18 protein-coding genes are annotated in these 20,805 nt (G+C 72.1%); 7 read left to right on the top strand and 11 right to left on the bottom strand.

The features are described from left to right. Positions 1 to 17: 17 nt before the first annotated feature. The 9 genes from ACQPZF_RS42050 to ACQPZF_RS42010 all read right to left on the bottom strand — a co-directional run bounded on the left by ACQPZF_RS42050 (position 18) and on the right by ACQPZF_RS42010 (position 10,171). The gene (locus ACQPZF_RS42050; protein ID WP_433266877.1) at positions 18 to 1,160 is read right to left on the bottom strand and encodes an N-acetylmuramoyl-L-alanine amidase; all 1,143 of its coding nucleotides are present in this window, start codon (positions 1,158 to 1,160) and stop codon (positions 18 to 20) included. Between the two features lie 168 nt (positions 1,161 to 1,328). Then, a complete protein-coding gene (gene trxA, locus ACQPZF_RS42045; protein WP_433266875.1) occupies positions 1,329 to 1,658 on the bottom strand; it encodes a thioredoxin in 330 nt (109 codons plus the stop codon). Between the two features lie 23 nt (positions 1,659 to 1,681). Next, positions 1,682 to 2,677 (bottom strand): thioredoxin-disulfide reductase, encoded by a 996-nt coding sequence (gene trxB, locus ACQPZF_RS42040; RefSeq protein WP_433266872.1) that lies wholly within the window; start codon positions 2,675 to 2,677, stop codon positions 1,682 to 1,684. Between the two features lie 95 nt (positions 2,678 to 2,772). Further along, positions 2,773 to 3,501 carry a hypothetical protein gene (locus tag ACQPZF_RS42035; RefSeq protein WP_433266869.1) on the bottom strand — a complete coding sequence of 243 codons (729 nt, stop codon included), beginning with the start codon at positions 3,499 to 3,501 and terminating at the stop codon, positions 2,773 to 2,775. Continuing rightward, positions 3,498 to 4,115: an RNA polymerase sigma factor SigM gene (sigM, locus tag ACQPZF_RS42030; RefSeq protein ID WP_433266867.1), complete on the bottom strand. Its 618-nt coding sequence runs from the start codon at positions 4,113 to 4,115 to the stop codon at positions 3,498 to 3,500. The genes ACQPZF_RS42035 and sigM overlap by 4 nt, the downstream gene beginning before the upstream one ends. Positions 4,116 to 4,178: 63 nt before the next feature. Next, positions 4,179 to 5,702 (bottom strand): protein kinase family protein, encoded by a 1,524-nt coding sequence (locus ACQPZF_RS42025; protein WP_433266865.1) that lies wholly within the window; start codon positions 5,700 to 5,702, stop codon positions 4,179 to 4,181. Between the two features lie 37 nt (positions 5,703 to 5,739). Beyond that, positions 5,740 to 7,371, bottom strand: coding sequence for a murein biosynthesis integral membrane protein MurJ (gene murJ, locus ACQPZF_RS42020; protein ID WP_433266863.1), 1,632 nt, complete (start codon positions 7,369 to 7,371; stop codon positions 5,740 to 5,742). Then, complete coding sequence (locus ACQPZF_RS42015; RefSeq protein WP_433266862.1) at positions 7,368 to 9,626, bottom strand: DUF6049 family protein; 2,259 nt, start codon at positions 9,624 to 9,626, stop codon at positions 7,368 to 7,370. The genes murJ and ACQPZF_RS42015 overlap by 4 nt, the downstream gene beginning before the upstream one ends. 2 nt (positions 9,627 to 9,628) lie before the next feature. Next, positions 9,629 to 10,171: an NUDIX hydrolase gene (locus tag ACQPZF_RS42010; RefSeq protein WP_433266861.1), complete on the bottom strand. Its 543-nt coding sequence runs from the start codon at positions 10,169 to 10,171 to the stop codon at positions 9,629 to 9,631. A 112-nt stretch (positions 10,172 to 10,283) separates the two neighbouring features. Between ACQPZF_RS42010 and ACQPZF_RS42005 the strand changes: the two genes are divergently transcribed. Both ACQPZF_RS42005 and ACQPZF_RS42000 read left to right on the top strand, forming a co-directional pair. Beyond that, positions 10,284 to 11,711 carry a CCA tRNA nucleotidyltransferase gene (locus ACQPZF_RS42005; RefSeq protein ID WP_433266859.1) on the top strand — a complete coding sequence of 476 codons (1,428 nt, stop codon included), beginning with the start codon at positions 10,284 to 10,286 and terminating at the stop codon, positions 11,709 to 11,711. Positions 11,712 to 11,801: 90 nt separating this feature from the next. After that, a complete protein-coding gene (locus ACQPZF_RS42000) occupies positions 11,802 to 12,074 on the top strand; it encodes a response regulator transcription factor (RefSeq protein WP_433266857.1) in 273 nt (90 codons plus the stop codon). Positions 12,075 to 12,167: 93 nt separating this feature from the next. Here ACQPZF_RS42000 and ACQPZF_RS41995 read toward each other — a convergent pair whose 3' ends face one another. After that, positions 12,168 to 13,472 (bottom strand): MFS transporter, encoded by a 1,305-nt coding sequence (locus ACQPZF_RS41995; RefSeq protein ID WP_433266855.1) that lies wholly within the window; start codon positions 13,470 to 13,472, stop codon positions 12,168 to 12,170. Positions 13,473 to 13,705: 233 nt separating this feature from the next. Between ACQPZF_RS41995 and ACQPZF_RS41990 the strand changes: the two genes are divergently transcribed. Further along, entirely contained in the window at positions 13,706 to 14,287 is a 582-nt protein-coding gene (locus ACQPZF_RS41990; RefSeq protein WP_433266853.1) for a YqgE/AlgH family protein, read from the top strand. Positions 14,288 to 14,349: 62 nt separating this feature from the next. Here the strand turns inward: ACQPZF_RS41990 and ACQPZF_RS41985 are convergent, their stop codons facing one another. Further along, positions 14,350 to 14,748: an SdpI family protein gene (locus tag ACQPZF_RS41985; RefSeq protein WP_433266851.1), complete on the bottom strand. Its 399-nt coding sequence runs from the start codon at positions 14,746 to 14,748 to the stop codon at positions 14,350 to 14,352. A gap of 109 nt (positions 14,749 to 14,857) precedes the next feature. On the opposite strand from ACQPZF_RS41985, the gene ACQPZF_RS41980 reads away from it, so the two are divergent. The 4 genes from ACQPZF_RS41980 (at position 14,858) to leuS (ending at position 20,766) form a co-directional block, all read left to right on the top strand. Beyond that, on the top strand, positions 14,858 to 16,030 hold the full coding sequence (locus ACQPZF_RS41980) for an esterase-like activity of phytase family protein (RefSeq protein WP_433266849.1): 1,173 nt from the start codon (positions 14,858 to 14,860) through the stop codon (positions 16,028 to 16,030). A gap of 94 nt (positions 16,031 to 16,124) precedes the next feature. After that, on the top strand, positions 16,125 to 16,688 hold the full coding sequence (locus tag ACQPZF_RS41975; RefSeq protein WP_433266847.1) for a Uma2 family endonuclease: 564 nt from the start codon (positions 16,125 to 16,127) through the stop codon (positions 16,686 to 16,688). Positions 16,689 to 16,801: 113 nt separating this feature from the next. Then, positions 16,802 to 17,806 carry an esterase-like activity of phytase family protein gene (locus tag ACQPZF_RS41970; RefSeq protein WP_433266845.1) on the top strand — a complete coding sequence of 335 codons (1,005 nt, stop codon included), beginning with the start codon at positions 16,802 to 16,804 and terminating at the stop codon, positions 17,804 to 17,806. Positions 17,807 to 17,955: 149 nt separating this feature from the next. After that, positions 17,956 to 20,766 carry a leucine--tRNA ligase gene (leuS, locus tag ACQPZF_RS41965; protein WP_433266843.1) on the top strand — a complete coding sequence of 937 codons (2,811 nt, stop codon included), beginning with the start codon at positions 17,956 to 17,958 and terminating at the stop codon, positions 20,764 to 20,766. Positions 20,767 to 20,805 lie beyond the last annotated feature (39 nt).

Below are 20,805 nucleotides of genomic sequence, written 5' to 3'. Positions count from 1 at the left end.
CCCAAGGGCTCACTTGGTCAGCGGACTTGCCCGGTGGTCACCTCGTGGCGCACGAGGTCGTCCAGGGTGAACGTCCCGGTCGGCTGGTCGTCCTTGCCGAGCAGGTACAGGCGTTTCACCGCCACCAGGATGCCCTCGGCCACCACGTCCCGGAACGACGGGTTCGCCAGCCTCGCCCGGTCTCCATCATTGGTCAGGTAGCCGACCTCCACGCGGACCGCCGTGCAGCGGGTCATCCGGAGCATGTCCCAGGTCTTGGGGTGCGTCCGGCAGTCCAGCAGGCCGGTGCGGGCGACGATCTCGCGCTGGATGAAGCCCGCCAGCGCCTCTCCTACCGTGGACGACGTGCCGTTGCCGGTGCCGAAGTGGAAGGTCGCCACGCCCGACGCCAGCGGTGACGGGTTGGCGTCGGCGTGCAGGGACAGGATCAGGTCCGCGCCCGCCTCGTTGGCGAACTTGGCGCGCTCGCCCTCGTCCGGGCAGTGCCGGGGGCCCCTGGTGAGCAGGGCCTCCATGCCGGTCGCGGCCATCTTGCCCTCTAGGAGGCGGGCCAGGTCGAGCATGACGTCGGCCTCGGACACCCCGTCCACCACGACGCCCCGGTCGGCGCCGCCGTGGCCCGGGTCGATGATGATGCGCTTGCCGGACAGCCTCGGGCCGGCCTTGCGGACCCGCTCCTGCTCGCGCAGGAACACCGGCCGGCCGCCGCGGACCTTCGGCTGGAGCTGGCGCAGCGCCCGCACCGTGTCGGGGCCGCACATGCCGTCCACGATGAGGCCGTAGTCCCGCTGGAAGCTGCGCAGCGCCTGTTCCGTCTGGTGGCCGAACTCGCCGTTCGCCCGGCCCGCGTCGTAGCCGAGTTCCAGCAGGCGTTCCTGGAGCGCGGACACGTCGTCGCCGGTGACCGGCTGGGACATCAGGTAGGCCAGCGGGCGGTCGCCCAGCCGGAAGGTCGCGTCGCGCAGGGCGCGGTAGGTGGCCGGGCCGACGATGCCGTCGGTGATGAGACCCCGCTGCTGTTGGAACGCGCGCACCGCGTGCTCGACCGGCAGGTCGAACACCTGTGACGGCTGTGGATCGGACAGCAGACCGAGCCTGGTCAGGGTGGCCCTGACCTCGGCTACGTCCGGACCGAAATCCCCGCGGCGGAGAAGCGGCATGTACCCCTCGTTCGCTAAGGCGCCGACCTGTGTCGACGCTGAACTGACGCCCTATTGTGCCTTGCTCGCATGGATGGCCCACGCAGGGCTACAGGCAGTGGTTACCCGCCCACAAAAGCGTGACCCGTCCATCTTCGGAAGACGGACGGGTCACGTGGTCGGTTGCACTCAGGAGAGGACCTCGGACAGGTCGTTGAGCAGCGCGGCCTTCGGCTTCGCGCCCACGATCTGCTTCACCGGCTGGCCGCCCTTGAACAGGATCATGGTGGGCACCGACATGATCTGGTAGTCGCGGGCGATCGACGGGTTGGCGTCGATGTCCAGCTTCGCGACGGTGATCTTCTCGGCGTGCTCGGCCGCGATCTCCTCCAGCACCGGCGCGACCATCTTGCACGGGCCGCACCAGGTCGCCCAGAAGTCGACCAGCACCGGCTTCTCGCTCTGCAACACGCTCTCGGTGAACGTGTCGCTGGTCACCGGCACGGTGGCGCCTGCCATGTTGTCTCCTCTTTCAGAAGGGTTTAGCTGGTGGTGACGGCGGGCTCGGCGTAACCGCCGCCGACGTGCTCGGCGGTGACCGCCGCCGCCGCGGTGCCGTGCTCGGCGAGCCAGCGCTCCGCGTCGATCGCGGCGGCGCAGCCCGAGCCGGCGGCGGTGATCGCCTGCCGGTACGTGTGGTCCACCAGGTCGCCGGCGGCGAACACGCCGGCCACGTTCGTGTAGGTGGTCTGCCCCTGCACCTGGACGTAGCCGGCCTCGTCGACGTCGACCTGGCCGCGCACCAGCTCGCTGCGCGGGTCGTGGCCGATGGCGACGAAGAAGCCGGTGAACGGGTGCTCGGTGATCTCACCCGTGCGGGTGTCCCGCGTCTTCACGCCGGACACGGTGCCCTCGCCGACCACCTCGGTGACCTCGGCGTTGAGCAGCCACTTGATCTTCTCGTTGGCGCGGGCGCGGTCCAGCATGATCCGGGAGGAGCGGAACTCCTCGCGGCGGTGGATGATCGTCACCGACCGGGCGAACTTGGTGAGGAAGGTCGCCTCCTCCATCGCCGAGTCGCCGCCGCCGACCACCGCGATGTCCTGGTCGCGGAAGAAGAAGCCGTCGCAGGTCGCGCAGGCCGACACGCCCCGGCCGAGCAGCTCCTGCTCACCGGGCACGTGCAGGTAGCGGGCCGCCGCGCCCATGGCGAGGACGACGGCCTTCGCGGCGTAGCGGGTGCCGTTGGCGTGGACGTACTTGACGTCGCCCGCCAGCTCCAGCTTCTCCACGTCCTCCGCGCGCAGGTCCGCGCCGAACCGCTTGGCCTGCTCGCGCATCTGCTCCATGAGGTCGGGGCCCATGATGCCGTCGCGGAAGCCGGGGTAGTTCTCGACTTCGGTCGTGGTCATCAGCGCCCCGCCGTACTGCGAGCCCTCGAACACCAGCGGTTCGAGCTGCGCGCGGGCCGCGTAGACCGCCGCGGTGTACCCGGCGGGCCCCGATCCCACGACGATCAGGTTCCGAACGTCCGACACCCTCGACCTCCGTTAGTCGCGTGGCAGGCACTGGCCTGCACTGCCTTCAACGGATCGTAGGGTGCGGAGATTCCGCGTCGATCGGGTGAGGTGGACTACTCGGGGGTGATATCGCTCTTGGCGAGTACCCCGTTGGGGTTGTCCGGCCCACACGTCTCGGGGTCGAGCACCACGATCTGGAACGCGCCCGGCTTGCCACCGGGCAGGATCGCCATCACGGCGTCCCGGCCGTCCAGGGTGATCGGGCTGACGCCGAGCGGCTTCGCGCCGACGATGTCCCCGCCCTTCAGACAGCCCGCCAGCTTGTCCTGGTTCTCCAGGGGGCCGTAGTTCTGCGCCTTGAGCACGTCGCCGAAGACCGGCCCGAAGTCGTTGCCCTTGACCGCGAGCCGCTGCGTGACCGGCGTGTTCGTGGTCTGCGGCTGCGCCTGCTGGTCACCGGGCGACGAAGTGGTGCTGCCTTGCGTCGACACGACCACCACGCCGACCGCCACGGCCGCCGCGGCGAGCAGGCCGGCGCCCCAGCCGAGCTGCTTCCTGCGCCGCCGGGCGGCGAGGTCGACCACCGGGGCGGTGGGCCGGGCCTCCTCGGCGAGCGCGGCGTCGATCCGGTCGGCGACCGCCCGCGGCATCGGGATCGGCGGCAGCCCGCGCAGGTCCTCCAGCGTGGCGTCCAGCGCGGCCAGGACCTCCTGCGCCTCGGCGTCGTCCGCGACGACCGCCCGCAGCTCGGCTTCCTGCCGCGGGTCCAGGACACCGGCGTGCAGATCGGCCAGCAGGTCGACGGACCACGGCGGCCCGGAGCGCCGCACATTGCCGGTCATCGTTCCTCCAACTGACGTCCCTGTTGCACCTGCACATCGGTGACTGGGACGTTCGCTTCTGCACTCTGGTTCCGGAGGTGGCCCAGAACTTTGGCCAGCTTCGCGCGCCCGCGGGCACACCGCGACTTGACCGTGCCCTCCGCGATACCCAGGAGCTGGGCCGTCTCCGCGACCGAGTATCCCTCCACGTCGACCAGCACGATCGGGGCGCGCTGCTCCTCCGGCAGCTCGGCCAGCGCCTCCTGGACGACCAGCCGCGTCTCCCGCTCCGCCATCGCGTCCCGCGGTGCGACCGGCTCGCCGGGACCGGCCTCCGGCAGCGGGACGGTCGGCCGGGTCTGCCGCCTGCGCATCCGGTCCAGGCAGGCGTTCACGACTATTCGGTGCAGCCACGTGGTGACCTGCGACTCGGAGCGGAAGCCGGCTGCGGCCCGGAACGCGGAGATGAACGCCTCCTGGAGCGCGTCCGCCGCCTCTTCGGGGTCGCGCAACGTGCGCAACGCCACCGCCCACATCCGATCCCGGTGCCGTTTCACCAACTCCGAGAACGCGTGCGGGTCTCCGGCGGCGTGCGCCGCGATGAGGTCTGCGTCCGAGCTGGCTGCGGCGGTCACGCAGAGAGGGTATCGGCACCCACCAAGGGCACTCCGATCACCCGTTCAGGGCCGCTCTCCAGGTCACTGGGCCCGCGTGTAGACCAGTTCCGCTATTTCGGACTTGTTGTTCCGCCCGCTGCCCGCCAGCTTCGTCACCCATACGAGGACGTGCTGGGTCGCGTCGTGGTCGTTGAGCTGGAGCTGGGTCTGGCCGGCCGACAGGGTCGCGGTGGCGATGACCTTGGTCTCCTCCAGCGGCGCGCCCTCGGCCGCGGCCACCCGGATCTCCACCACGGTGCCCTCGCTGGGCGACGTCACGGTGACCGACGCGAGCTTCACCGGCTCGGCGAAGGACGCCATCAGGCCGATGCCCGGCTTCAGCGACGGGAACGGCTGGAAGTAGTTCTCCGTCTGCCAGACCGTCGTCGGGTTGTTGTCCACCGCCCGGGTCGCCCGGTTCGCGTTGTCCGGCTGGTTCGTCACGTCGTACACGCCCACCGACGCGGGCTGCACCGGCCCGGCCGGGGTCGGCGCGGGTGGCGCGGGCTGGCCGGAGCCCGGCTGGTTGGACTGGCCGATCACCACCGTCGGACCGCCGGTGCCGGCCGGCTCGTCGCTGAAGAAGCTCACGATCTGCACGCCCAGCCACACGATGACGGCCAGCGTCGCGAACGCCAGCACGCCCACGCTGATCATCAGCTTGCGCTTGTGGTCCCTGCCCCGCTCCGGCCGCTGGGTGGTCCACACCGCGCCGTCGTCCGAGGACTCCGGCACCGGCTTGATCATCGCCGTCTGCGCCTCGGACTCGGCGATCTGGTCCAGCACCTGGAGGATCGCCGCGGACGTCCGGATGCCGCCGACGCTCGTGTCCTCCAGCGACCGCACCGCCACCGACGACAGCTCGTGCGGCACGTACGGGTGCAGCACGCTCGGCGCGACCACGGCCCCGTCCGGACCGGTCGGCGCCACCGGCACGCCTTCCGGGCCGCCGGGCAGCGCCCACCGGCCGGTCAGCAGCAGGTAGAGGATCGCGCCCAGGCCCTTGACGTCGTCGCGGGCGATCGCGTCCGGCCGCGGGCCGGGGAACGCCAGCCGCAGCCTGCCGTCCGACGTGACGCGGATGCGCTGCGGGTGGTCGGCCCCGAGCACCAGGCCCGCGTGGTGGGCGCCCTCGATGGCCGCGCCCAGCGGCTCCAGGAGCCTGGTCGCCGCGCCCGCCGGCAGCGGGCCCTCGGCCACCAGGTCCATCAGGTCCGTGCCCTGGGTCCACTCGGCCACGACCATGCCCAGGATGCCCTCGTCGTACCGGATTCCCGCGCCCGGCGTCAGCACGTCGATCACCCGGGCCACGCCGGGGTGGGTGAAGCTGGCCGCGTGCATCGCGCGCTCGGCGGTGCGCTTCGCCCTCGACAGCGCCGCCTGGTCGGTCGGGTTGCCGACCAGGACCGTCAGGGCCACGTCGCGGTTGAGCTGTCCGTCCCGCGCCCGCCACAGGTGCGCGTCGCACCGCTGATCAATGCCGGACGGGGCCAGCAGCCGGTAGCGGCCGTCGCCGATCACCCCGCCGGGCACCAGCGAGGTGTTCTGGATCGGACCGCTGCTCACGCGCCCGAGGGTACGGGAATCGGCTTCACGAGCGCCGTCATCGCCGCCGCACCAGTCGGCTGATCTTGTCCATCACGGGCCTCACCTCGGGTACGCGGAACACGGCCAACAGCGCGAAACTCAGTGGCAGCCCCACCATCGTGAGCACCACCAGCTCCACCCACGCCGTCGCGACCGGGCCCTCGGTTCCCAGCAGCCGGACGGCGAGCCACGCCGCGCCGGTCGCCACCGCGAAGCCGATGGCCGAGGCCACCACGGTGAGGCAGATCGTCCACGCCGTGTACCCGGTGCGCAGCCGTCCCAACCGGATGCGCAGCCACAGTTGGCCGACCAGGCACCCGACGACGAAGCTCAGCGACATCGCGATCGACACGCCGACGGCCAGCTTCTCGCGCGGCGCGAACTCCAGGAACCCGTACAGCAGCGCGATCCGCACCACGACGATGATCCCCTGGATGATCGTCGGCGTCCGCGCGTCCTTGAGCGCGTAGAAAATCCGTAGTTGCAGCAATGTGATCGCGTAAGGCACCAGCCCGAACGCCGACAGCGCGAGCGCCATGCCCATCCGCTCGCCGCCGGCCAGACCCGACTCGCCGTGCGAGAAGATCGCCAGCCCGATCGGCAGGCCGGCCACGGTCATCAGCGCGCTGAACGGCATCAGCAGGATCGCCGACATCCGGTTGCCGAACGACAGGTCGCCCACCAGCGCCCCGATGTCGCCGGCCGCCGCGGAGCGGGACATCCGCGGCATCAACGCGGTCAGCAGCGACACGCCGAGCACGCCGTAAGGCACCTGCGCGACGAGCCACTGGTAGTTGTACGCGACCAGCGCGCCCTCGTCGTTCAGCGCGACCCGCGTCAGGACCATCATGCTGACGAACCCGAGCCCCACGTACAGCAGCACCCAGAACGCCAGCCCGCCGAACTCGCCCAGCCGGTGGTCCCAGCCCCACCGCCAGCGGAACCGGAAGCCCGTGCGCCGCATCGCCGGGATCAGCACGGCCGCCTGCACCGCCACGCCCAGCATCGTGCCGAGGCCCAGCACCAGCAGCTTCGGCTCGCCCATCCGCACCGGGTCGAGCGAGATGTCCCCCGGCAGCAGCCAGTACACGACCAGCGTCGCGATCACCACGACGTTGTTCAGCACGGGCGCCCAGGTGGGCAGGCCGAAGACGTGCCGGGTGTTGAGGATCGCGCCCAGCAGCGCGGACAGGCCGTAGAACACGATGCCCGGCAGCACCAGGTACGCGAACGCGGTGACCAGGGCCGGGTTCGCCTTGTCGGCGCTGCCGGTGAACAGCGCGGTCAGCAGCGGGGCGCAGGCGATCGCGATCAGCGTCCCGAGGCCGAGCAGGACGGCGGCCATGGTGATCAGCCACTGCGCGTAGGACTCGCCGCCGTCCGCGTCCTCCTTCTCGGCGCGCACCAGCAGCGGGATCGCCACCGAGGTCAGCACGCCGCCCAGGAGCAGCTCGTTGATCATGGTCGGCAGCGTGGTGGCGACCTGGTACGAGTCGTTCAGCATGCCCGAGCCGATGATCATGATCAGCAGCAGTTTGGACAGCAGGCCGGACGCGCGGCTGACGATCGTGGCGATGGCCATCGAGCCGGAGGCCCGTGCCACCGACGGGGGTTGGGGCTGCTCGACCACCGTGGGTGTTCCGCTCAACTCGTGCTCGACTTCTCCGGTGTGACGCCTGACGCGTCGTTCGGCACCGCCGCCGCGGCGTCCCGCGAAGCGCGCGCCCGCCGGTAGATGCGCCGGGCGGACAGCAGCACCAGCAGGGCGCCGGCGAGGACGGTGATGACGAGGGTGATGGTCCCGTACGCCGAGGACGACACCTCCAGCCGGGCCCGTTCGCCCAGCTCGACGCCGTCCGGCGTGGTCAGCCGGATGTACACCGGGAACCGCCCGGACCGCAGCACCTCCACCGGCACGGTGACCTGCCGGTCGCCGCGCGCGGGCAGCACCTGGTCCTGGAGCTGCTGGGCCAGGATGCCGGGGGTGTCCTCGACCACGACCCGCACGGTGATCCGCACGTCGAGCCGGTTGCGGATGGTCACCGGGATGGGGCTGTCGCCGGACGCGAGCAGGATCGCGCTGTTCGGCTCGGTCACCGTGACCTGCCCGCGCACCGCGGCGATCTGCTCGCGGGCGGTGTCCAGCGCGATGCGCGCGCCCTCCTCGTTGCCGCGCCACGCGCCGGACACGGACCGCAGCAGGCTCAGCCGCAGCGGCGCGACCAGGTTCCCGGGCTGGGTGGACGCCGCGTCCGGCTGGCTCATCGCGCCGAGCAGCTCCTGGAGTTCCACCCACGACCCGGCGACGTCGGCCGTCACGGCGGGCGGCACCTCCTGCGCGCCCGACTCGACCGGGTAGCTCAACGCCGCGGCCTGCTCCGGCACGGGACCTTCGACCAGGGGCTGGAGCCCGACCGGCGTGGCGAACCCGGCTTGCACCAGCGATTTCGTGACCTGGAGGAACGTGTTGACCTCGCCGGTGGGCGCGTTCCAGCGGCGCGGCGGGCTGAGCACCACGTTCTGGCCGTTGCCCTGGAACGCGACGCGGTAGGCGAGCGCGGCGAGCGCGTTCTGCACGGACACCGGCCGGGTCTCGGTGGGCGTGGTGATGCCCGCGACCGGCCGGGCCACGGCCGCGCCGCGCAGCGCGTCGGACACCATGCCGTCGATCCGCACCGCCGTGACCGCCTTGCCCTGGCCCGCGTCCAGGCGCACCGGGCCGGCGCCGGGGGTGCCCGCGACGGAGGACTGGTCGAGCACCAGCGACTTGACGCCCTGCGCGCCGAGGTCGGCCAGCGTCTGCTGGTCGACCACGCCGTCCTCCGGCCACGCCAGGCCGGGCAGCGCCTGCACCTCCAGCACCTCGCGGACCACGTCGCCGCCCTTGCCCGCGAGCGCCGACAGGTCGGTGAGCCGGGCACGGGACAGCGCGACCAGGTCGGCGCCCGCGTCGGGCAGCGCCATCACGCACCGGCCGCCGGCCAGCAGCCGCAACTGCGCCAGCCACAGCGCGGCCTCGTTGCGGCCCTTGCCCGCGCCCTGGCCGCGCACCTGGTAGCCCTTGCTCATCGCCTGCACGGTGCGCAGCAGGTCGGGGTCCACGGCCAGGCACACGGCGGGGCCCAGCGGACCGTCCAGGGCCGACTCGTAGGCCTTGAGCAGGCCGTACAGCCGGCCACCCAACGCCAGCGAGCCCGCCAGCTCGTCGTCGGCGAGCACCGGCTCCAGCCCGCCGGACACCATCCGGGGACGGTCCGCCAGCGGCCACAGCAGGGTGATTCTGGCCGGGTTCGCGGGCGTGCCCGTCACCGCGCCGCCGGGCGCCGCGAGCACCGGCAGCAGGGTGCTCAGCGCGGCCAGCCGGGCGCGGTCGCCGTAGTCCGGGCGGCCGTTGATGTTGGCCAGCACGGGGTAGACGCCCGGCTGGTCGATGCGCAGCGACGTGGTGCCCGGCCCGTTCAGCGGCACGGTGAGGCTGAACGGCTTGCTCTGCCCCATCCGCAGGTCGTCGGCGACGCGGGTGAACCAGGGCTGCACGTCCTCCGCGCCGGTCGGCTCGCGCAGCGCCTGGCGGACGTCCTCCTCGTCGGTCAGCGCCTTGCCGCGCTCCAGCCGGAGTTCGATGTCGTAGATGTCGCGGTCGCCGACGTTGACGATCTTGCCGGTGACGGTGACGGACTCCGCGCCGGCGGTGACCACCCTCGGCGACAGCTCCTCGATGTCCAGCCGCAGGAGCTGCTGGGCGGTGTTGCCGGGCTGGCTGGACACCGGGCGGGTCGCCCACACCTGCGTCGCGGGCGCCGGCCTGACCGGGATCCGCCCGCCGTCGGCGGGCGTCGCCACGGCTGGTGTGCCGGTGAGCAGGATCCCAGCCGCCGCGAGCGCGGACAGCAGCCGTTTCACGCCTACTCCGCTCCGTCCACGTTGGCGTCGGCCAGGTCGAGCCCGGCCGGGTCGGTTTCGGCGAGCAGTTCGACGGCACGGCGCACCAGGCGCCGCTCGTCCGCGTAGGCGAGCCGTTCGTCCAGTTCGCCAAGGGGCACCCACGCCACCTCGGTGACCTCCACGTCTTCATCGGAGAGCTCGCCGCCCAGCGCTTCGAGGAGGAAGTGGTGGACGGTCTTGTGCACCCGCCGGTCCTCGGCCACGAACCAGTAGTCGATCGAGCCGAGGGGCCGGAGCACCCTGCTATGGATACCGGTCTCCTCGGCGACCTCGCGCACCGCGGTCTGTTCCGCGGTCTCGCCGGCCTCGATGTGACCCTTGGGCAGTGACCAGAGCAGCCTGCCACGCCGGTCCAGCCGGCCGATGATCGCGGCGGCCCGCCGGCGCGCGTCCAGCACCAGTCCGCCCGCCGAGGTCTCGTCCACGGTCTTCAGGCGGCGACCGCGGCGCCGGTGCCGGCGCCTCGGCTTGGGACCGCCGGAGCGACCGGACGAGTGGGGCATGTCCTGATGGTAGTGCCGACCAGCGGTTACGGGGCGTGGCTGCCCGGTTGCCACTGGTGATCAATTCGATGTCGGGCCGCTCGGCCGCGGCCGGCCAGTAGGCTGGCTCCTCGTGTCCGGACCGAACGTGCCCACCGACGTGGTGGAGCTGCTGAGCGCCTTCCCCGTGGCCGACGAGCTGGCCGAGCGGTTCGCCGCCGCGGGCCACCGGCTGTACCTGGTCGGCGGCAGCGTGCGCGACGCGCTGCTGGGGCGGCTCTCCGGCGACCTCGACTTCACCACCGACGCCCGCCCGCCCGCCGTGCAGCGGCTGCTGGCCGGTTGGGCGGACGCGGTCTGGGACACCGGCATCGCGTTCGGCACGGTCGGCGCGACCAGGCGCGGTCAGCCGGTGGAGATCACCACGTTCCGCGCGGACGCCTACGACGGCGTGACCCGCAAGCCCGAGGTGACCTTCGGCGACACCATCGAGGGCGACCTCGTGCGGCGCGACTTCACCGTCAACGCGATGGCGTTCGACCTGCTGGACCGGGTGCTGGTGGACCCGACCGGCGGGCGGGCGGCACTCGCCGCGCAGGTGCTGGACACGCCCGCGACGCCGCAGGAGTCGTTCTCCGACGACCCGCTGCGGATGCTGCGCGCCACCCGGTTCGTGTCCCAGCTCGGCTTCCGGCCCGCGCCGCGCGTGGTCGAGGCGATGACCGCGATGGCGGGCGAGCTGGCCCGGATCACCCCCGAGCGGGTGCAGGCCGAGCTGTCCAAGCTGCTCACCGGCGCGCACCCGCGCGCGGGCGTCGAGCTGATGGTGTCCACCGGGCTGGCGGACGTCGTGCTGCCCGAGCTGCCCGCGATGAAGCTGGAGATCGACGAGCACCACCAGCACAAGGACGTGTTCCACCACTCGCTGGTGGTGCTGGACCAGGCGATCGACCTGGAGGAGGACGGACCGGACCTGGTGCTCCGGATCGCCGCGCTGCTGCACGACATCGGCAAGCCGGACACCCGGCGGTTCGAGGAGGGCGGCGGGGTGTCGTTCCACCACCACGAGGTGGTCGGCGCGAAGATGGTCCGCAAGCGCTTGCGGGCGTTGCGGTACTCGAAGGAGATCGTCGAGGACGTCGCCCAGCTCGTGTACCTCCACCTGCGGTTCCACGGGTACGGCACGGGCGAGTGGACCGACTCGGCGGTGCGCCGGTACGTGACCGACGCCGGCCACCTGCTGCCGCGTCTGCACAAGCTCGTGCGGGCCGACTGCACGACCCGGAACCGGCGCAAGGCCAACGCGTTGCAGCGCACGTACGACGAGCTGGAGCGCCGGATCGCGCGGATCGCCGCCGAGGAGGACCTGCGCCGCGTGCGGCCGGACCTGGACGGCAACGAGATCATGCGGCTGCTCGGCCTGCCGCCCGGTCCCCAGGTGGGCCGGGCGTGGCAGTTCCTGAAGGAGCTGCGCCTGGACCGGGGGCCGCTGGAGCACGACGAGGCGGTGGCCGAGCTGCTCGCGTGGGCGCGGTCGGAGGGCATCGCACCGCCGGCGTGACGGCGGTATCACCCGCTTTCCGTTAGCCAAGTGACAGGCAGTTGCGAGACCATGACTGTGTGCGTCGGACGCACATGGGGGTGGTATCGGATGAACGCTTGGGGACTGTCTGCCGAAGGGGACGCCCAGGTGCAGGGCCTGGCCGCGTTGAGCGACCACCAGCGGGCCGTGCTGCGGTGCTTGGCGAGGGGGTTGGCGGATCATGAGATCGCGCGCGTGCTGGCCGTGAGCCAGCGGCAAGTGGGGGTGGTGGTGGGCGAGATATTGCGGACGCTGAACCTTCGGGACCGGATGGCGGCGGTTGTGTTCGCCCACGAGACGGGGCTGATCCGACTACCCGTGCCGGGCGCTGTGTCTGATTGACCCGGCTCCGCCGGGTCGGGCGAGGTCGCCGGGAAGTCGGCAGGTCGCACCTGATTTCGCGGCGATCGAAGGGCGTGATCGCCGCGAAATGAGTCACGACCTGCCGACGCGACCTCGCCGCGATAGCAGCAGGTAGCCGCTGATTCCTAGTAGGTAGGCGACCGTCGCGGCCACGATCAGGCCGGGTGACCGGCCGTCCAGGGGGACCACGGCCGCGGCGGCTGCCACGGCGGCTACCTGCGTGGCGTTGAACAGCGTGTCGTACAGGGCGAACACCCGCCCGCGGACCTCGTCGCGGATGTCGCTCTGCACGGCCGCGTCCACGCACAGCTTGACGACCTGTCCCGCGAACGTGAGGAAGAACGACGCGGCCAGGATCGTCGGCAGCAGCATGGGCAGCCCGAGGCCGAGCTGGGTCGCGGCGGCCAGGCCGAGCGCCCCGCACACGGTGCCCTTGCGGCCGAGCACGTCCACGATCCGGTCCGTGACCAGGCCCGCGACCAGGATGCCCGCGCCGCCCGCGACGGCGACCTCGCCGAGACCGGCCATGCCCGCCTTCAACGGGCCGACGTCGGTGAACGCGTTGCGCATCAGCAGCAGCGTGAGCAGCAGCGACACGCCGAACGCGGCCCGGTGCGCGAGCAGCGCCAGCAGCGCGGCGGCCACGCTCGGGGTCCGCCACGCGGCCCGTCCGCCGTCCAGCAGGCCCATCGCCACGGCGGTGATCGTCCGGCTCGGCTCGTCCACCGCGTCCGGGCCGAGGGTGCCCTTCGCGAACCGGGACGCCAGGAACGCGGCGACCAGCGACCCCACGACCGCGACCGCCGTGGTCCACGCCGAACCTCCGTCACCCGCGCCGAACAGTTGCCGCAGCCCCACCGCGCAGGCCGCGCCGAGCACGGCGGTGAGCGCGCCGAGCGTGGTGACGAAGGCGTTCGCCTCGACCAGGTGGTTCTCCCCGACGACGTGCGGCAGGGACGCGGACAGACCCGAGCCGACGAACCGGCTCACCCCGGTGACGAACAGCGCGGCCGTGTAGAGCGGGACGCCGTCCAGGCCGAGCCCGACGGCGGAGGCGGTGAGCAGGATGAACACCGCGCGGGTGAGGTTCGCCACGACCAGGACCCGGCGGCGGTCCCACCGGTCGAGCAGCGCGCCCGCGAACGGCCCGACCACCGAGTACGGCAGCAGCAGCACCGCGAACCCGGCGGCGACGGCCAGCGGGTCGGCGTGCCGCTCCGGGTTGAACAGCACCGCGCCGGCCAGACCCGCCTGGAACAACCCGTCGCCCCACTGGGCCGCCAGCCGGGTGGCGAACAGCCTGCGGAACTCCGCGCCGGCGAGGAGCTTCCGGACACCCAGGTGGTGCTTTGCCGTGGTCGTCCCGGCACTGGTCACCCGTGGAGCCTATGCCTTTTCACCGCGAAGGCCGGACCCGCGTGGGGTCCGGCCTCCGGGGTCAGACGCCCGGTCGCCTCTCGGCGGGTTGCGCTACGCGGCTCCAGCCGGACGGTATTCCGCGAAGGCAGTTTATGTTGGGCCCGGGGGACTCGATGGCGCCTGACGGTTCGTACAACGGACACGGTAACCCGGATGTTCCGCTCCCGGTGTGACGTGCGTCGTCTGGGATCATGGTCCGCGTGCGTGCTGATGCCGAAGTCGAACCGGGTTCCCTGCTGGTCGCCGCACCGAGCCTGGTCGACCCGAACTTCCGCCGCACGGTGGTCTACGTCATCGACCACCGGGGCGAGGGCACCCTCGGCGTGGTGTTGAACCGCCCCAGCGAGGTCGCCGTGCACGACGTCCTGCCCGCCTGGGGCCCGCACGCGAGCCGGCCCCAGGCCGTCTACATCGGCGGCCCGGTGGAGCAGAAGACCGCGTTGTGCCTGGCCGCGCTGCGGACGGGCGAGGACCACCGGTCGATCGACGGCGTGGTGAACGTCCACGGCCCGGTCGCGCTGATCGACCTGGACTCCGACCCGGACAGCCTGATGCCCAAGGTCCGGGGCCTGCGGGTGTTCGCGGGCTACTCGGGGTGGGGCGTGGACCAGCTCGCCGGCGAGATCGACCGCGGCGACTGGATCGTGGTGCCCGGCCTGCCCGACGACGTCCTCAGCCCGCCGAACACCGACCTGTGGGGCCGGGTGCTGCGACGGCAGGGCATGCCCACCGCGCTGCTGGCCACGTTCCCGCTCGACGTGCGCCGGAACTGACGCCCGGAACCAGCGCCCGGAACCAGCGCCCGGAACGTCCGCGGCGGGTCGGCAACTCCGGCTCAGGCGCGCTGGAGCACGCCGCACGCCCCGGCGCAGGCGCACCCGCCGCAGCCGGCGGATTCCGGCTCGGGCATGGCCTCGGCCGCGCGGTGGCCCAGCACCCCGCCGGCGGACGCGATCACCAGCGAGCCCACCAGCCCGACCAGCCCGACGACCAGCGCGGTGGCCGGGTTCAGCGCCACCGCCGCCGCCGTCACCAGCGCGATCCCGCCGGCGACCATGGTCGGCACACCGGCGATGCGGTTGGCGAGCGCGAACGTGTCGTCGTCACGCAGCGTGGCCTTGGTCCGCACCCCGAAGAACCGGTTGCGGTGCAGCCGGCCGCGCATCCCCAGGAAGCCGACGGCCCCGAACGCGACGCCGACCAGCCCCAGCACCACGAGCAGCACGATGTTCACACCGTCGAGGGTAAGCGCGGCCGTCGGCCAGGGGCGAACCAGGTGGGCCGAAAGTGGTCACCCGAACGAGCGCTTCCGCCCCACTCGCGGCACCGGCAGGCTCGGGACAATGAGATTTCGATCTTGCCCGGCCGCCGTCGTCGCCGTCGCCGTGGTCGCCGCCACCATCGTCACCGCATTACCGGCCACCGCCGCACCACTGGCGAGCGCCGCACCGGGGACAGCCGCCGCACCGGGCGACAACGCCGCCAGTGCGCGGTACCTCGGCCAGACGACCATCCCGCACAAGTTCCAGTTCGAGGACACCACTGTCGGCGGCCTGTCCGGCATCGACCGCGATCCCAGGACCGGCGACTACGTCCTGATCAGCGACGACCGCTCGTCCCTCGACCCGGCCCGGGTCTACCAAGCCCGGCTCACCGTCGACGCGTCCGGCGTGCACGACGTCGCGATCACCGGCACGGACACCCTCCGCCAACCGGACGGCAGCACCTACCCGCCCCTCCCCTCGCCGCAGGCCGTCGACCCGGAGGACATCCGGGTGGACCCGCTGACCGGCGACTACTGGTGGAGCCAGGAGGGCAACCGCCCGTGGCGGCCGACCGACCCGCAGATCCAGCCGTCCATCCAGCGCGCCACCCGTGACGGCGCGTACAAGTCCACCCTGCCGCTCCCCGCCAACTACGCGTTCGCCGCCGACTCCGGCCCGCGCGGCAACCGGGCGCTGGAAGCCATCACGTTCGACGCCGCCGGCCTCCTGCTCACCAGCATCGTCGAAGGCCCCCTCCTCCAGGACGGCGAGGAGTCCACGGTCGACCACGGCTCCCAGGCCCGCATCACCGTGCAGACCCGCTTCGGCCACGTCCTGTCGCAGCACGTCTACCCGCTGGAACCCCTGTTCGCGGCCCCCGAACCCGGCCCGTGGGGCCCGGACACCGGCGTGCCCGCGATCCTCGCCGACCCGCTGCGCCCCGGCCGCTACCTGACCCTGGAACGGTCCTGGGTGCCCGGCGCGGACTACAAGGTGCGCGTCTACGAGATCGACCTGCGCGGCTCCACCGACGTCAAGGACCTGGCGTCCACCGGGGGCGTGGACCTCGAACCGGTCCGCAAGCGCCTCGTCGCGGACCTCCACGACTTCCCGCTCCCCGCGATCGACAACGTGGAAGGCCTCACCTGGGGCCCGCGCCTGCCGACCGGCGAACGCACCCTCGTGCTGGTCAGCGACGACAACTTCGCGGCCGAGGAGTTCACCCGGTTCATCGCCCTGGCGGTCCGCTGACGGGTTCCGCTGACGCCCGAGTCGGGTGACGTCCTCCGCGCCGCACTCAAGGAGCCGCCGCCGCCGGTCGATCTAGAGGTCCGGGGTGATGAACATGAGCGGCACGCCACATCGTTACGACGGCTACACCTTGGCCGACTGGGAAGCCCTCGACCCGCGGGAAGGGCGTCGGGTCGAACTCGTCAACGGCCGGTTCCGGGTGGACGCGGCGCCCGCCGTCCCGCACCAGCGGGTCGCCGGCCGCCTGTGCCGCCTGCTCGACGCGGCGGTGGAGCCGATCGGGCTGGAGGCCATCGGCGCGATCGGCGTCCGCGTCGGTCAACTCGGCTACATCCCGGACGTGGTCGTGTGCGACCCGCAGGACGCCACCAGCATCTCGTCCGATGCCGTCCACCTGGTGGTCGAGGTGCTGTCCCCGCCGACCGCCTCGATCGACCGGCTGGAGAAGCCCGCCGCCTACGCGGCGGTGGGCGTCCCGGCGTACTGGCTGGTCGAGACGCCGAAGGGCAGCGTGCCGGTGATCCGGTGCAGCACCCTGAACCGGAACGTGTACACCGAGGTCGCGGTGGCCCGGCCGGGTGAGCCGGTGGAGGTCGGGGTGGTCGGCGGCGTGTCGGTGAAGCTGGACGTGGACTCGTTGTTCGCACCCAGGCGCTGACCCGGCGCGTCCCTCGGAGCCACCGCCCGGGGGCGCGTCACCCCGGAGCCACCGCCCCGGGAGGTCACCCCGAAGCCACCACTCCGTCACCCGGATCTGCTGTGCTGGTCCCCATGCTGAGGTTCGCGCTCGTCCCCGCCCTGCTCCTGGCCCTCGCGCCTACACCGGCACAGGCCGACACCGGTACGGAGGTGCGGTTCGTGGCCGAGCACGTCCTCCCCCAGGGCACGACCTTCGAGGGCACGAAGGTCGGAGGGCTGTCCGGCCTCGACCGCGACCCGTGGACCGGCGAGTACGTCCTGATCAGCGACGACCGCGCCGCCGCCCGCTTCTACACGGCCCGGATCTCCGCCCGGGGCGTCCCGACGTTCACCGCCGTCCACGCCCTGCGCGACCGGACCGGCGCCCAGTACCCGCCGAACACCGTCGACCCGGAGGACATCCGCGTCGACCCGCGCACCGGCCGGTACGTCTGGAGCCAGGAAGGCGACCGCGGCACGTCCCTGGTAGACCCGTCGGTCCGGGAGGCCACGCGCACGGGCGAGTTCGTCCGCGAGTACGAACTCGCCGACAACCTGAAGACGCGCCCCGACTCCGGCACCCGCCGCAACGAGGCCTTCGAAGGCCTGGCGCTCGTCCACGGCAAGGCCGTCACCGCCGTCGAAGGCCCGCTCCTCCAGGACGGCCCGCCCGCCGACCACACCCGCGGCGCGGTCTCCCGGATCACCGCGCAGACCCCGGACCGGGTCCTCGCCCAGTACGCCTACCAGCAGGAACCGGTGTTCGCGCCGGGCGGCAGCACGGGCGTCACCGCGATCCTCCCGGACGGCCACGGCCGCTTCCTCGTCCTCGAACGCTCCTTCGTCCCCGACGTGGGCAACAAGGTCCGCCTCTTCGAAGCCACCACCCGCGGCGCGACGAACGTCAAGGACCGGTCCCTCGCCGGCGCCGAGCCGATGCGCAAGCGGCTGCTCGCCGACCTGGCCGACTTCCCGCTGAGCAAGGTGGACAACGTCGAGGGCATGGCCTGGGGTGCGCACCGCACGCTGGTGCTGGTCTCCGACGACAACTTCAGCGCGAGCCAGGTCACCCAGTTCATCGTGCTTGCGCTCCGCTGATACCGTTGACGTCATGAGCACGGCCCGCCTGCTCCTTAGCTAGCCGCGCGGACCCGCGAAGCAGGGTCGGCGCGGCAACCCCTCATGCCCATCCACGGGCTGGGGGGTTTCGTCATGTCAGGGGCCGGCAACCGAAGGGAAATCGCGAGATGAGCACCGACGCGGCGGCTGAGACGCCCGCCTTCCGCTACACCGCCGAGCTGGCGGGCGAGATCGAGCAGCGGTGGCAGCGGGAGTGGGAGGAGCGCGGCACGTTCCACGCGCCCAACCCGGTCGGTCCGCTCAAGGGCGACGTGCCCGCGGACAAGCTGTTCGTGCAGGACATGTTCCCCTACCCGTCGGGCTCCGGGCTGCACGTCGGCCACCCGCTGGGCTTCATCGGCACCGACGTGTACGCCCGGTACCACCGGATGACCGGCCGCAACGTGCTGCACACCATGGGCTTCGACGCGTTCGGCCTGCCCGCCGAGCAGTACGCCGTGCAGACCGGCCAGCACCCCCGGACGACCACCGAGGAGAACATCCGGACCTACCTGCGGCAGATCCGCCGGGTGGGCCTGGGCCACGACGAGCGCCGCCGGATCTCCACCATCGACCCCGGCTACTACAAGTGGACCCAGTGGATCTTCCTGCAGATCTTCAACTCCTGGTACGACGAGGACGCCGGCCGGGCGCGGCCGATCGCCGAGCTGGAGGCCGAGTTCGCGCAGGGCGTGCGCGGCACCCCGGACGGCCGCGCCTGGGGTGAGCTGACCCGCGCCGAGCGGCAGCAGGTGCTGGGCGGGTACCGCCTGGCCTACCTGTCCGAGGCCCCGGTGAACTGGTGCCCCGGCCTGGGCACCGTGCTGGCGAACGAGGAGGTCACCGCCGACGGCCGCAGCGAACGCGGCAACTTCCCGGTGTTCCGCCGGTCGCTGCGCCAGTGGATGATGCGGATCACCGCCTACTCCGACCGCCTGATCGACGACCTGGACCGGCTGGACTGGCCGGAGAAGGTCAAGTCGATGCAGCGCAACTGGATCGGCCGGTCGCACGGCGCGCGGGTGAAGTTCGCCGTGGTGGGTGTCCCGCAGGATGCGGGTGCGGGTGTCCCGCAGGATATCGAGGTCTTCACCACCCGCCCGGACACGCTGTTCGGCGCGACGTACATGGTGCTGGCGCCGGAACACCCGCTGGTGGACGTGATCGCCACGCCCGAGCACGCCGACGCGATCGCCGCGTACCGCCGCGAGGTGTCCCGCAAGTCCGAGCTGGACCGCCAGGAGAACAAGGAGAAGACCGGCGTCTTCACCGGGGCGCACGCGGTGAACCCGGTGAACGGCAAGGAGATCCCGGTCTACGTCGCCGACTACGTGCTGATGGGCTACGGCACCGGCGCGATCATGGCGGTGCCCGGCCAGGACCAGCGGGACTGGGACTTCGCGACGGCGTTCGGCCTGCCGATCGTCCGCACCGTGCAGCCCGCCGAGGGCTTCGAGGGCGAGGCGTACACCGGCGTCGGCCCGGCGATCAATTCGAGCTTCTTGGACGGCCTGGACGTCGACGAGGCCAAGAAGGCGATCATCGAGTGGCTGGAGGAGCACGGCCGCGGCGAGGGCACCGTGCAGTTCAAGCTGCGCGACTGGCTGTTCTCCCGCCAGCGGTACTGGGGCGAGCCGTTCCCCGTCGTGTACGACGAGGACGGCACGCCGGTCGCCGTGCCGGAGTCGATGCTGCCGATCGAGCTGCCCGACGTGGACGACTACTCGCCGCGCACCTTCGACCCGGAGGACGCGAACTCCGAGCCGTCCCCGCCGCTGTCCCGCGCCGCCGACTGGGTCGAGGTCGAGCTGGACCTGGGCGACGGCCGCAAGAAGTACCGCCGCGAGACCAACACCATGCCCAACTGGGCGGGCTCGTGCTGGTACCAGCTCCGGTACGTGGACCCGACGGAGACCGAGCGGTTCGTCAACGCCGAGAACGAGCGCTACTGGCTGGGCCCGCGCGTCGAGGAGCACGGCGCGAACGACCCCGGCGGCGTCGACCTGTACATCGGCGGCGTCGAGCACGCGGTGCTGCACCTGCTGTACGCGCGGTTCTGGCAGAAGGTGCTGTTCGACCTGGGCCACGTGTCCTCCGACGAGCCGTACCGGCGGCTGTTCAACCAGGGCTACATCGAGGCGTACGCGTACCGCGACGCGCGCGGCACGTACGTGCCCGCCGAGCACGTGGAGGAGCGCGACGGCAGGTTCTTCTTCGAGGGCCAGGAGGTCCGGCGCGAGTACGGCAAGATGGGCAAGAGCCTGAAGAACGTCGTCACGCCGGACGACATGTGCGACCGGTACGGCGCGGACACGTTCCGCCTGTACGAGATGTCGATGGGCCCGATGGACGTGTCGCGCCCGTGGGCGACGAAGGACGTCGTCGGCGCGCAGCGGTTCCTGCAACGCCTGTGGCGCAACCTGGTCGACGAGGAGACCGGCGCGCTGCGGGTGACCGACGAGCAGCCGTCCGAGGACGCGCTGCGGCTGCTGCACAAGACGATCGCCGGCGTGCACGACGACTACCGCAACCTGCGCTACAACACGGCGGGCGCGAAGCTGATCGAGCTGAACAACTTCGTCACCAAGCACTACACCGGCGGCGCGCCCCGCGTGCTGGCCGAGCCGCTGGTGCTGCTGCTGGCCCCGCTGTGCCCGCACGTGGCGGAGGAGCTGTGGTCGAAGCTGGGCAACGCCGAGTCGCTGGCGCACGGCCCGTTCCCGCGGGCCGACGAGAAGTACCTGGTGGAGGACACGGTCGAGTACCCGATCCAGGTCAACGGCAAGGTGAAGGCCCGCGTCGTGGTGTCCGCGTCGGCGACGCGGGACGAGGTCGAGGCGGCGGCACTGGGTGACGAGAAGGTGGCCGAGCTGCTGGGCGGCGGCGTGCCGCGCAAGGTCATCGTCGTGCCGGGCCGGTTGGTGAACGTGGTGCTGTAGCGGGAAAGTGGCCGCCCTCCGCCGGAGGGCGGCCATCAA

The organism is Actinosynnema sp. CS-041913 (assembly GCF_050942485.1).
Lineage (GTDB): Bacteria > Actinomycetota > Actinomycetes > Mycobacteriales > Pseudonocardiaceae > Actinosynnema.
This window is presented reverse-complemented; position numbering and strand designations above follow the sequence as displayed.